Here is a 12,995-nt window from a genome sequence, read left to right on the forward strand (position 1 = left end):
AGCGATTTTCTGATGGGCGATGCCCATCCCGGCGTTTCTCGCTACTGTCAAGAACCTATGGCTAGTATGAATGTACTAGAGAGCGGAGAAATGCAGATGCGGCGCGTGGTTTTCAATCAGAAAGGCGGGGTGGGCAAATCCAGCATTGCCTGCAACCTGGCGGCGGTGAGTGCCTCCCAGGGCTACCGGACACTGCTGGTCGACCTGGACGCCCAGGCCAACTCGTCCCACTACCTGACCGGGCTGAGCGGCGACGAAATTCCCATGGGCATCGCCGACTTCTTCAAGCAGACCCTGTCCGGCGGGCCGTTCGCCAAGAAGGGCAAGGTCGACATCTACGAAACGCCCTTCGACAACCTGCACGTGATCACCGCCACGGCCGAGCTGGCCGAGTTGCAGCCCAAGCTGGAGCAGAAGCACAAGATCAACAAGCTGCGCAAACTCCTCGAGGAGCTGTCCGAGGACTACGAGCAGATCTACCTGGATACGCCGCCGGCCCTGAATTTCTATACGGTGTCCGCATTGATCGCGGCCGACCGTGTGTTGATCCCCTTCGACTGCGACACCTTTTCGCGCAACGCGCTGTTCGGCCTGCTGCGTGAAATCGAAGAGCTGAAGGAGGATCACAACGAAACGCTGGAAGTGGAAGGCATCGTGGTCAACCAGTTCCAGCCGCGCGCTACGCTGCCGCAGCAACTGCTCGACGAACTGATCGCCGAGGGCCTGCCGGTGCTGCCGGTGAACCTGATGAGCTCGGTGAAGATGCGCGAGTCGCACCAGGCCTGCACGCCGCTGATCTACCTCGATCCACGGCACAAGCTCACCCAGCAGTACGTCGAACTGCACGACCTGCTGCAGCAACGCTGACCAAGGCTTTCCTGGGTATCGCTGTGCTCAAGCGAAGGCTGCGGTGATGTTCTGGTAGCGCGGCGTCGGGCGCGGCGATACCCGGGACGAAGTCGCAGGCGTTGCCTGTCAGACACCCTGTGCATTGAGCCAGGCGAGCAATTGCGGCAGGGGCAGGGCGCCGCTCTGTCGGGCTGCTTCCTTGCCGTCACGAAACAGAATCAGGCTCGGAATCGAGCGGATGCCCAACTGGGTGGAGAGCTGTGGATGGGCTTCGCTGTCCAGCTTGGCAAGCCGGCAGCGGGTACGCAGTTCGCTGGCCGCTTGCGTGAACGTCGGCGCGAAGCTGCGGCAGGGCCCGCACCAGGCCGCCCAGACGTCGACCAGCAACGGCAGGTCACCCTTGAGTTGCGCAGCGAAGTTGCCCTGGCCAAGCTCGAACGGCGTACCTGGCAGCACCTCGGCCTTGCAGTGACCGCAGCGCGGTGCCTCGCTCAGGCGAGCGGCCGGGATCCGGTTGAGGCTGCTGCAACCGGGGCAGGGAATGATCGGCGACTCGTTCATGACAGGCTCCGCGAAGACGTTCGCCCGCAGCCTATGGGCTGTGAGCCGGCCTGGCAAGGCGCGGGTCGCCTCAGGGCATGCCTCGGAGCCGCCAGGTCGCGCGATCCATCGCCCCGGGGGCGAGCGCAGCGCCACCCGGATGACGGTACCGAGGGGCGCATCCTGGGAGGGCTCACGGCCTTGTGGTAACGACACTCGCTCCCCGCCTTTCAGCTGAGGCTGGCGTAGATGTTGTAGGCACTGATGCAGGTGATCAGGCAGCCGACGATGGTCAGCAGGGTGCGTGCCGACAGCGTCTTGCACAGCAGCGCGGCCAGCGGCGCGGCGAACATGCCGCCGAACACCAGGCCGGCGACCATCAGCCAGGTATCCGGCTGGCCGGCCAGCAGGATGAACGAGGTGGCGCTGGTGATGGTCAGGAAGAACTCGGCGAAGTTCACCGAGCCGATGGTGGTGCGCGGGTCGCTGCCCGAGCCGAGCAGGCTGCTGGTGACCACCGGGCCCCAGCCACCGCCACCGGCGGCGTCGACGAACCCGCCGAACAAGGCCAGCTTGCCGACGTGTTTGGGCTCCTTCTTGACCAATCGCACGTGGCGATAGGCCTTGTGCAGGATGTACAGGCCCATCAGCAACAGGTAGGCGGAAATGAAGGGCTTCATCACCTCGCCGTCGAAGGTGGTGATCAGCACCGCGCCGAGAACCGCCCCGATGATGCCCGGCAGCAGCAGGCGCAGGAAGAGCGCCTTGTTGACGTTGCCCAGCTTGGCGTGGGAGATCCCCGACAACCCGGTGGTGAACACTTCGGCGATGTGCACGCTGGCACTGGCGGCCGCCGGCGTGGCGCCGGTACTGAGCAGGAAGGTGGTGGCGGTGATGCCATAGGCCATGCCCAGCGCACCATCGATGACCTGGGCGAAGAAGCCGACCGCCACGGCGCTCCAGAAGGCGCGGCTGGTCAGCGCGTCCTCGATGATTTCCAGGCCGCTGCTCTCGTGGTTGCCGAAGAACAGGCGCCAGGCGAGAAACAGCAGCAGGCCAGCCAGGGTGAGGATGGCGAACCACATGGCGGCACGCAGGATCGGGTGGTTGTCCGGGTGGGAAACGTGGTCTTCGACGGGGGGTAATCCCAGGGCCTGGTGTGCATCGTTGACCGGGCTGGCGCTGAGATCGAGATTGCGAATTTTCATGCGGTGTAGAGGCCTGACAGCGGGTGGTAGAACAGGCGTTTTGCAGCGGCGCCGACGATAAACGGCTTTTGCCTCGAGGTCTAAGAACCTTTGGAAAGGTCTATATGTCTATTCGATTTAATAGATAAGCAGGTGTTCGGGGCTCGGTTATACCCAAACGACATACCCACGAAGTGATACGTCCAGGGTTATCATGAACCATTCGCATTCGAGAGGTTGAAGCATGAAGGCCGTGGTGAAGAAGTGGGTACGCCTGACCGCGCTGGTAGTCGCCGTGACTGCCCTGACCTTTTTCGCCCTGCGGATCTATGACGCGCACAGCAAACCCGACCTCAGCCCCTGGCATACCTTCGTCCCCCACGAACTGAGCGCCGACGAATTGGACTCCGCCAGTTGGCAGGACTACCTGCTGGCCGAGCAGGCCCTGTTCGCTTCGCTGCCGGGCAAGGTCTACCAGCGCCTCGACGATGCCGAGCGGGTGGCCGACAACCGCTACTTCGCCGACAGCCCGCTGAACGCCTCGCGCTTCGAATGGGACTGGAACCGTTCCTACGTGCTGGAGCCAGAGGGCAAGCCACGAGGCGCCGCGGTAATGCTCCACGGGCTGAGCGATTCGCCCTACAGCCTGCGGCACATCGCCAGGCTGTACCGTGAGGCCGGCTTCGTCGTCGTCGGCCTGCGCCTGCCGGGGCACGGCACCACACCCGGCGCGCTTACCGACGTGGCCTGGCAGGACTGGCTGGCAGCCACGCGCCTGGCCGTACGCGAGGCCAGGCGCCTGACCCGTGCCGGTGATCCGCTGCACCTGGTCGGCTACTCGGCGGGCGGTGGCCTGGCCCTCAAATACACGCTGGATGCCTTGGGCAACGATGAGTTGGCGCGGCCGGATCACCTGACCCTGATCTCGCCGATGATCGGCGTGGCCGGTTATGCCCGCTTCGCCGGACTGGCCGGGCTACCGGCCGTGTTCCCGGCGTTCGCCAAGGCCGCCTGGCTGGATGTGCTACCCGAGTACAACCCGTTCAAGTACAACTCCTTCGCCCTGAATGCCGCACGCCAGTCCTATCTGTTCACCACGGCGCTGCAGGAGCAGATCGTCACCCTGAGCGAACGTGGAGCGCTGGGGGAACTGCCGCCGCTGCTGACGTTCCAGTCGCTGGTCGATTACACCGTCAGCACACCTGCGGTGGTCGATGCCCTGTATGCCCGTTTGCCCGCCAACGGCAGCGAGCTGGTGCTGTTCGACCTCAACCGTTTCGTGGATTTCGGGCCGTTGCTCGGCGCCCACGCCAAATCGCCCGGCGACCTGCTGCCGGCCCCGCCCCGTGATTACCGCACCACACTGGTCGGCAACGCTTCGCCGCAGACGCTGGATGCCGCCGCACGCATCACCGAAGCCGGTGCCGTTGACGAACGGCTCATGCCACTCGGCCTGGCATTTCCCCGTGAGGTGTTCTCCCTGTCCCACGTCGCCCTGCCGTTCCCGCCGAGCGACTCGCTGTACGGCTTGCAACCTGACGAGCCGGAGGATTACGGCGTGCACCTCGGTGCGCTGTCAGTGCGCGGCGAGCGGGGGGTACTGCTGGTCAGCATGGAGGCGTTGCAACGGGTGACGTCCAATCCGTTCTATCCCTATATGGCCGAGCGGTTGGCGGAGCATGCCGGGTTCGAGGCGGCCAGGCGGTAGTGCGGGTCGCCCACGCAGGGGGTCGGGCAGAAAACGCAAAGCACCCGCAGGCGCCTTGTGTCGACGGCTGCCAGTCGGATCAGGCCACTACGTTGGCCCGTGCCGCATGCAGCTTCTTGTAGCTGTCGATCAGGCGCAGGTGCCTGTCGAGTCCTTCCAGTTGCATGCTGGTCGGCGTCAGGCCGTGGAAGCGTACCCTGCCGTATACCGAGCCAATGGCTGCGTCCATTCGCTCGTCGCCGAACAGGCGGCGGAAGTTGGTTTCGTAGTCCGCCAGCTCCAGGTCCTCATCGAGGCGCATTTCCAACACCGCATTCACCGCCTGGTAGAACAGGCCGCGCTCGACCGTGTTGTCGTTGTACTGCAGGAACATCTCCACCGCTTCCTTGGCCTCGTCGGTCTTCTCCAGGGCGAGGTAGATCAGCAGCTTCAACTCGAGGATGGTCAGCTGGCCCCAGGCGGTGTTGTCGTCGAACTCGATGCCGATCAGGGTTTTGATGTCGGTGTAATCGTCCAGCTCGCTCTCCACCAGGCGCTCGGCCAGCGACGCCAGCTCGGCGTCGTCGAGACGGTGCAGGTTGAGGATGTCGGCGCGGAAGAACAGCGCCTTGTTGGTGTTATCCCAGATCAGGTCGTCCACCGGATAGATTTCCGAATAGCCGGGCACCAGGATGCGACAGGCCGTGGCGCCGATGTGCTCGTACACCGCCATGTAGCATTCCTTGCCCATGCTTTCGAGGATGCCGAACAGGGTCGCCGCCTCCTCGCTGTTTGAGTCGGCACCCTGCCCGGTGAAATCCCACTCCACGAACGGGTAATCCGACCTGGCACTGAAGAAGCGCCACGACACCACGCCGCTGGAGTCGATGAAGTGCTCGACGAAGTTGTTCGGCTCGGTGACCGCGTGGCCTTCGAAGGTTGGCTGGGGCAGGTCGTTGAGACCCTCGAAACTGCGGCCCTGGAGCAATTCGGTAAGGCTGCGCTCCAGCGCCACCTCGAGGCTCGGGTGCGCGCCGAAGGAGGCGAACACGCCGCCGGTGCGCGGGTTCATCAGAGTCACGCACATCACCGGGAATTCGCCGCCCAGCGACGCGTCCTTGACCAGCACCGCAAAGCCCTGGGCTTCGAGGCCCTGGATGCCGGCGAGGATCGCGGGGTATTTCGCCAGCACCTGCGCCGGCACATCCGGCAGGGCGAACTCACCTTCGATGATCTCGCGCTTCACCGCCCGTTCGAATATCTCCGACAGGCACTGCACCTGGGCCTCGGCCAGGGTATTGCCGGCGCTCATGCCGTTGCTCAGGTAGAGGTTCTCGATCAGGTTGGAGGGGAAATACACCACCTCGCCATCCGACTGGCGCACGAATGGCAGCGAGACGATACCGCGCTCCTCATTGCCGGAGTTGGTGTCGAACAGATGCGAGCCGCGCAGCTCGCCATCGCGGTTGTAGATATTCAGGCAGTACGCGTCGAGGATCTCCGCCGGCAGCGCGTCCTTGCGGCCCGGCTGGAACCAGCGCTCGTTCGGGTAATGCACGAACGGCGCGTTGGCGATGTCTTCGCCCCAGAACTGATCGTTGTAGAAGAAGTTGCAGTTAAGCCGCTCGATGAACTCGCCGAGTGCCGACGCCAGCGCGGCTTCCTTGGTGGCACCCTTGCCATTGGTGAAGCACATCGGCGAGCTGGCATCGCGAATGTGCAGCGACCACACGTTGGGCACGATATTGCGCCACGAGGCGATCTCGATCTTCATGCCCAGCCTGGCGAGGATGCCCGACATGCTGGCAATGGTCTGCTCCAGGGGCAGGTCCTTGCCGGCGATGAAGGTGCTGGTTTGCGCAGCGTTGCCGGGGACCAGCAGGGCCTGGGCATCGGCATCCAGGTTCTCCACCTGCTCGATGATGAACGTCGGCCCGGCCTGTACGACCTTCTTCACGGTGCAGCGCTCGATGGAGCGCAGGATGCCCTGGCGATCCTTGTCGGAGATATCGGCAGGCAGCTCGACCTGGATCTTGAAGATCTGCTGGTAACGGTTTTCCGGGTCGACGATGTTGTTTTGCGACAGGCGGATGTTCTCGGTGGGAATGTCCCGCGTCTGGCAGTACAGCTTGACGAAGTAGGCCGCACACAAGGCCGACGAAGCCAGGAAGTAGTCGAACGGCCCGGGTGCCGAGCCATCGCCCTTGTAGCGGATGGGCTGATCGGCGATCACCGTGAAGTCGTCGAACTTGGCTTCAAGTCGAAGGTTGTCGAGAAAATTGACCTTGATTTCCATGGGGCAGCACCAGCACGCGAAACAAAATGGCGGCCATTATCCGGGTTTTCGCCTGGAAGTCTCGTGCCGCGCGGCAGGCGGCCGTGCGTGAAGCGTCAACAGGCCCTAGTACACTTGACCTATCCAGCGTGTGCCGCGCACTGCGTAGCATCACGGGATCATCGAGCCGTCCCGGGAAAGTCGCAACGACATGAACCATCACCTGAAACCAGCACGGATCGCGCTGGTACTGCTGCCCTTGATGGGCTGCGTCCCCCTGCAGCCTGCTTCCAACATGCTTGGCCTGAAGAGCGAGGCGCAGATCATCGCCGAGCGCCAGGCGCTGCAAAAGGCCACCGACGACTTGTTCGGCATGGCCCTGCAATCCGGCAAGGCCATCGTCGTCACCACCACCGTCAACCTCGACAGCATGACCTACGACCTGAACAGCAACGAAGGCATGAACGACTTCGCCAAGTTGCAAAAGGCCGGAGTCGAATGGGTCAACAGCCAGGCGCCGAACAACGTGCTGCGTGTCGGCAACACCAACAGGGCGCCTGACGTCGGCGTCACTGGCAGCCATTACCAGACGGTGTTCGGGCGCGTGCTGTATCAGGTCTACATCGTCGAGCCCGGGCACTACGAACTGAAGAACAGCTACTACGAATCACCGCGCACGGTGACGCCGAACCTGACCGGTCGCGAAACGCCCAAACCCTCCCCGCTCGGCCACACCGTACTCAAGGAAAAACTCAATGCCGAGTACGACCGTGGTCAGGAATGGCGCGACGCCCAGTATGCCAACAAGACCTACGAGCAGAGCTACTGCACCACGGTGCGCGTGGTGAGCAACGAGTGCGTGAACTGGCAGACCAGCTCCTATGACGTGACGGAGCAGACCCGCGCTGCCGGCTGGGCCAATACCGTTTCCGAGCGCAAGGTCGAGGCCCTGGACGTGCACTCGGCGCTGGCCAAGCCGTTCGCCAGCTTCGATGTCGCCGCCGGCGAAGCCGTGCTGGTGGACGGCTTCTTCCCCGAGGTACCGAACATCGATTTCCGGGACGAGCAGTGCGAACGCATCGCCAGCGAACAGGTGCAATGCGAGCTGGATGGTCTCTACCTGGTGCGCCTGCCGACGCAGTTGAAGGATTTCCGCAACGCCAACGACCCGTCCAAGTACGGCTACCGCCAGATGAGTACGGCACTGTCCGGGCTGCAATTGCGTCCCGTTGTCCTCGCGGCCAAGCCGACCAAGGGGCAATCGCGCTGGGGCGAGCTTTACCGGGTCGCGCGCTGAGGCCGGTTCGCCCCGCCACCTATCTTGGCTACGACGCTGGCAGGGCGGTGGGGCGCCCAAGGGCAACGACCTTGGCCGGCGACATGCGGCGCCCTGGCATTCCGGGTGGCCTGCACTACGGCGTTGCTGTTGCTCGGCTTCACCGATTTTGCCAAGCGGCGCAGGGTAGCGGGACGGTATGCCACAGGTTCGGTCTGATTGGCGGGTTTGCGGCTGGCCCTGATGCTCACGACGAACAGCTGATCTCCAGGTGCTTGCCCCAGTCCGGCGGGCGCTGGGCGTAGCGCTGCTTGCCGGCCTGTTCCTCGAAGGGGCGTCTGAGCACCTCGTGCAGTTCCCGTACGGGAGCGTAATCGCCCTGCTCGGCGGCAGCGATGGCTTCCTGGGCGAGGTAATTGCGTAGCACGTAGAACGGGTTGACGGCGTGCATGCGCGCCTGGCGAGCGGCCTGGTCGCTGCCTTCCCGGACGCTGCGGGCCAGGTAGTCGGCGCCCCAGGCATCGAAGCCCTGGAGGTCGACGAAGTCGTTGCGCACCACCTGCAGTGCTTCGGCGGGTGCCTGCTCGCCGAGGTGGCGGAAGAACAGGTGGTAGTCCGTGGATGTGCCTGCCTGCATGAGTGTCAGCAGGCGCTGGATCAGTTCTTCGTCTGCGTCCTCGGCAGTGGTGAAGCCCAGGCGCTTGCGCATCAGGTCGTGGTAGTGGGCCTGGTACAGCGGCAGGAACAGCTCGAGGGTTTCCCGCAGGCTGTCCACTTCGACCAGCGGGGTCAGCGCCTGGGCAAGCGCCGAGAGGTTCCAGTGGGCGATGGGCACCTGGTTGCTGAAGCTGTAGCGGCCACTGTCGTCGGAATGGTTGCAGATGTGCCTGGCATCGAAGTCGTCGAGGAAGGCATACGGGCCGAAGTCGAAGGTGATGCCGAGGATCGACATGTTGTCGGTGTTCATCACGCCATGGCAGAACCCGTAGGCTTGCCAGCGGGCAATCAAACCGGCGGTGCGCTCCAGAACGGCCCGGAACAGGGCCTGATAGGGCTGCGGGTGCTCCAGGCACTGCTGGTAATGGCAGGCCAGCACATGGTCGGCGAGCTGTTTGAGCAGGTCGTGTTGGCGGGTGTAGTAGAAGTACTCGAAATGGCCGAAGCGGATGTGGCTCTGCGCCAGACGCACCAGCATGGCGGCGGTTTCCTGCTTTTCGCGCCACACCGGGGTACTCGAGCCGGTGACGCACAGTGCCCGCGAGCTGGGGATGCCGAGGGCATCCAGGGCCTCGCTGGCGAGGAACTCGCGGATCGAGCTGCGCAGCACGGCGCGGCCGTCGCCCATGCGCGAGTAGGGCGTCATGCCGGCGCCCTTGAGGTGCAGGTCCCAGTGCTCACCTGCCTGATTGAGCACCTCCCCCAGTAGCAGGCCGCGGCCGTCGCCGAGGCGCGGGCTGTAGCCGCCGAACTGGTGGCCGGAATAGACCATGGCCCGCGGCTCGGCATCGCTCCACAGCTGGTTGCCGGAGAACAGCTCGGCGAACACCTCGCGCTGTGCTTCCTGTGGGGCGAGATCGAGCAGCGCCATGGCGTCTTCGCTGACCACCACCAGGCGCGGCTCGGCGATGGGCTCGGGCAGCACGGCGGTCGAAAAGCTGTCGCCCAGTTCGGCGAAACGGTTTTCGAAGGTCAGGGTATCGAGGGTTTTCACGGTTTTGCCTCGCCATTCTTCTCGGCGCTCGCCAACTGTTCGTCGTCGAGCTTGAGGGTGTCATGGGGGGCGGCGGAACGACTGAGCACGATGTCCATCTTCGGCGTGCCGGAGAGGTTGATGTTGTTGCTGGCGAACAGCTGGTCGATGCGCCGGTTGAGCTCGTCGGTGGCCGCGCCACGGTCACCCAGTTCCTTGACGTAGAACTTCAGCTCGTGGGTCAGGCCGCCCGGTGCATAGACGCTCAGCTGAGCGGTCGGCGCCGGATCGCGCATCACCCGCGAGTTTTCCTGGGCAGCCTGCAGCAGCAGGGTGCGCACCTTTTCCAGATCGTCGCCGCGGTTGACCACGAAGGTCAGTACGATACGGGTCACCGTGTCGGTCAGCGTCCAGTTGATCAACTGGCTGGTCACGAACGTCTTGTTCGGCACGATCACTTCCTTGCGATCGCTGTCGATGATGTGGGTGGCGCGGATATGGATACGTTTCACCGTGCCGGTCACCCCACCGATGGTCACCAGATCGCCGATGCGCACCGGGCGCTCGAACAGGATGATCAGGCCGGAAATGAAATTGGCGAAGATCTCCTGCATACCGAAGCCGATACCCAGGGACAACGCGGCGACCAGCCATTGCAGCTTGTTCCAGCTCACCCCCAGGGTCGCCAGGGTGACCACGATGCCGGTACCGAAAATCACATAGGACAGCAGGGTGGTGATGGCATAGGCACTGCCCTGGCCGAGCCGCAGGCGTGACAGCACCAGCACCTCGAGCAGACCCGGCAGGTTGCGACCCAGGATCAGGGTGATGGCGCCGATGATCAGCGCATACAGGGCATCGAACAGGCTGATCGGAATCAGCGAGGCGGCGCTGCCGGCGACGGTACCGCTGTTGTATTCGTAGAGGGTGATGTTGTCCAGGTAGGCGAATACCGAAATCAGGTCGGCCCACACCCAGTACATGGCCGCGATGAAGGTGCCGAGCAGGGTCAGGCGGATCAGGCGCAGGGATTGCTGGTTGACCTGCTCGATGTCCAGGGTCGGCGCCTCGAGCTGGATTTCCGTGCCTTCGCTGTCTTCCGCGGTTTGCGCTTCGCGCTTGGCGGTGGCGCGCTGGTAGGCCAGGCGCCGCGCGGCAACGGCCAGGCCACGCACGAATACGGCCTCGACGACCAGCCAGATGAGCAGCAGGTAGAGGGTATCGATCAGCCGGTCGCTGAGTTTCAGTGCGGTGTAGTAATAGCCGAAGCACACGGCGAGAAACAGGGCCAGGGGCAGCATGCTGAACAGCACGCCGATGAACATGCGGAACGACGACGCGTTCTCCCGGGCCGGGCCACGCAGCAGCAGCTTCTGCAGCAGCCAGATCATCAGGCCGTAGCAGGTCAGCACCACGGCGATGCCGATGACGTCGTCGGACAGGCTCGACGGCTGGTGCTCGGCCACGGTGACCACCGCTACCAGCGCCATGACCACCACGCCCAGCCAGCGGATCTGCCGGTGCAGGTAGGCGACGTGAGAACGCGCCCAATGGAAGTGCAGCTCGGCCACGCCGCCTGGGGTGAAGATCCGGTACACCGTGTAGAACACCAACCAGGCCTGGGCCATCCCCAGGAACGCCGAACCGAGGTTGACGTTGAGCCCGCGGGCGTCCATCTGCAGGGCGAAACCGCACAGCGCCAGCAGCAGCGTACCGGGCAGGGCCAGCAACACGTTGAGGAGGATCGCCACCGGCGTGTGCAACTGGCTGTCACGCTTGAAGTGGCCGATGTCCTTGTGCAGATCGGTGAGCTTCTGGCTCAGGTAATGACGCTTGTATAGCAGCAGGCCCATCACCAGCAGCAGTGGCAGGAACAGCAGGGGCCGCTCGATCAGTCCGGCGCCGAGCTGGCTCAGGTTGTCGAGCCAGGGCAGGTCGGCGATCTGCCGCTGCAGCTGGCTGGGCACGTTCTTGAACCAGTCGAGGTTGAGCGGGTTGTTGCTGGGAATCCAGAACATCTGCTCGTCGAGGGTGGCACGCAGCGCCGTCGCGGTGTCCTGCAGCTGTTTCTGATTGAGCTGCAGGGTGATCGACTCGTTGAGCAGCGCATTGAGTTCGCGGTTGAGGCGGTCGTGCAATTCCCGGCGGGTGTCGATCAGGTCGAGCAGAGATTGACGCAGCTCGGGTGTCACGCTTTCCGGCGGCTGGGCGGCCAGTTGCTTGTCGACATAGGCGCCGGGGTTGGAAATCTGCTCGCGTTGCTGATTGAGCTCGAACTGATAGAGACGGATATCGGCGATTTCATCGGCCAGCCCGGAATCGAGCTTGAGCTTGGGTAGCGCCTGTTTCTGCTTGTAGAGGATCTTCGATAGCAGCAGGCTGCCCTGCAACACGCTGATCTGCTCGTCGAGGGCCTGATCGGTCTGGTTCAGGGTGTCGAGCTGCTGCTGAGTGCGCAGGTTGAGCTGGGTCAGTTCGTTGAGACGGTCGGTGCCGCGCAGCAGGTAGTCGGACAGCTTGACATTGAGCGCGCTTTCCCGCGACAGCAGGGTATCGGAGCCGCCGACCTTCTGGGCCTCCATGGACTGCTCGGCCACGGTGCGCTCGGACTGGTTGCGACGCTTCTCGTTGATCAGCGTCTGCAGATCCTGCAACTCGATATCGAGGCGCCGGATCTGCTCGTCGAGCAGGTCGCGTTGGGCGCTGCCCAGATCCTGCAGCACACTGTTGCCGGCCATCTCCTGGCGACGCAACTGGGTCTGGGCACCCAACTGGGCCAGTTCGGCCTTGAGCTGGTTGCTGCGCTCGCTGGTCAGCGGCTTGCCGTCCTCGCGGCCGTTCTTCAGCAGGTTGTTGATCTGCTGGGTGCGCGTCTGGTTGTTGCTGATTTCCGCCTGGGCCCGCTCCGGTCGTGTCTGGGCGGTGATCACCAGGGTGTTGGCATCGTTGCTCTGCTTCTGCCAGTCACTCAGCTGTGCGCTGCGCTGGCTGATGATCTGTTCCAGTTGGGCAACGCTGCTGCCGGCGTAGCGCTGCGCCACCGGGGCCACTTTGCTGGCCTTGAGCTTTTGCAGCTCTTTGTGAGCCTCCTGGGTCTGGCGTGGCGCCTGTGCCAGCTGCTTGTCGAGGGCGACCAACTTCTGCTGGCTTTGCGCCTGGGCGTTCAGCGACGCCAGGGTCTTTTCCAGAATCTGGCGCACCAGCGACTGTTCCGGCTCCACCAATTTTCGATCGGCGAGGGTATCCAGGCTGCGCTGCACATCGGCGCTGGTCGGGGTGGCATCGGCCCAGGCGGGCGATTGGGCCAGGCACAGGCCCAACAGGGAAACGGCAAGAAAACGACGGAATGAGAGCATGGTCATGATCGCGGGGGTGGAGTCCTGCTGAGTCTACAGACTGGTGGAGAGTCCCGCGCGGCGATCTGTCAGAAGCCGTTCACGATCGGCTGCGCATTGGCACTGCCGTGTTCGGGCGGGGCGCCGGCTGGCCAG

General features: G+C 63.9%; 8 protein-coding genes. 3 read left to right on the forward strand and 5 right to left on the reverse strand.

Annotation, left to right across the window (positions count from 1 at the left end; translation table 11 throughout):
* The first annotated feature begins 96 nt into the window (after positions 1-96).
* Positions 97-867: a ParA family protein gene (locus tag BLR94_RS10065; protein ID WP_084304723.1), complete on the forward strand. Its 771-nt coding sequence runs from the start codon at positions 97-99 to the stop codon at positions 865-867.
* Positions 868-975: 108 nt separating this feature from the next.
* On the opposite strand, the gene trxC is transcribed toward BLR94_RS10065, so the two are convergent.
* Both trxC and BLR94_RS10075 read right to left on the reverse strand, forming a co-directional pair.
* Positions 976-1,410, reverse strand: coding sequence for a thioredoxin TrxC (gene trxC / locus BLR94_RS10070; RefSeq protein ID WP_084304583.1), 435 nt, complete (start codon positions 1,408-1,410; stop codon positions 976-978).
* Between the two features lie 209 nt (positions 1,411-1,619).
* Complete coding sequence (locus BLR94_RS10075) at positions 1,620-2,597, reverse strand: sulfite exporter TauE/SafE family protein (RefSeq protein ID WP_084304582.1); 978 nt, start codon at positions 2,595-2,597, stop codon at positions 1,620-1,622.
* Positions 2,598-2,820: 223 nt separating this feature from the next.
* On the opposite strand from BLR94_RS10075, the gene BLR94_RS10080 reads away from it, so the two are divergent.
* Positions 2,821-4,284: an alpha/beta hydrolase gene (locus tag BLR94_RS10080; protein WP_084304581.1), complete on the forward strand. Its 1,464-nt coding sequence runs from the start codon at positions 2,821-2,823 to the stop codon at positions 4,282-4,284.
* 79 nt (positions 4,285-4,363) lie between these two features.
* Here BLR94_RS10080 and BLR94_RS10085 read toward each other — a convergent pair whose 3' ends face one another.
* Positions 4,364-6,559 (reverse strand): OsmC domain/YcaO domain-containing protein, encoded by a 2,196-nt coding sequence (locus tag BLR94_RS10085; protein ID WP_084304580.1) that lies wholly within the window; start codon positions 6,557-6,559, stop codon positions 4,364-4,366.
* Positions 6,560-6,749: 190 nt separating this feature from the next.
* Here BLR94_RS10085 and BLR94_RS10090 point away from each other — a divergent pair, with 190 nt between their 5' ends.
* The gene (locus BLR94_RS10090; RefSeq protein WP_084304579.1) at positions 6,750-7,835 is read left to right on the forward strand and encodes a hypothetical protein; all 1,086 of its coding nucleotides are present in this window, start codon (positions 6,750-6,752) and stop codon (positions 7,833-7,835) included.
* A gap of 226 nt (positions 7,836-8,061) precedes the next feature.
* Here the strand turns inward: BLR94_RS10090 and selO are convergent, their stop codons facing one another.
* Together selO and mscK are read right to left on the reverse strand one after the other, a co-directional pair.
* Positions 8,062-9,525, reverse strand: a complete 1,464-nt coding sequence (gene selO / locus BLR94_RS10095; RefSeq protein WP_084304578.1) for a protein adenylyltransferase SelO — start codon at positions 9,523-9,525, stop codon at positions 8,062-8,064.
* Entirely contained in the window at positions 9,522-12,860 is a 3,339-nt protein-coding gene (gene mscK, locus BLR94_RS10100; protein WP_244158133.1) for a mechanosensitive channel MscK, read from the reverse strand. Before mscK ends, selO begins: the two co-directional genes overlap by 4 nt.
* Between the last annotated feature and the right edge of the window lie 135 nt (positions 12,861-12,995).

Source organism: Phytopseudomonas flavescens, assembly GCF_900100535.1.
GTDB classification, from domain to species: domain Bacteria; phylum Pseudomonadota; class Gammaproteobacteria; order Pseudomonadales; family Pseudomonadaceae; genus Aquipseudomonas; species Aquipseudomonas flavescens.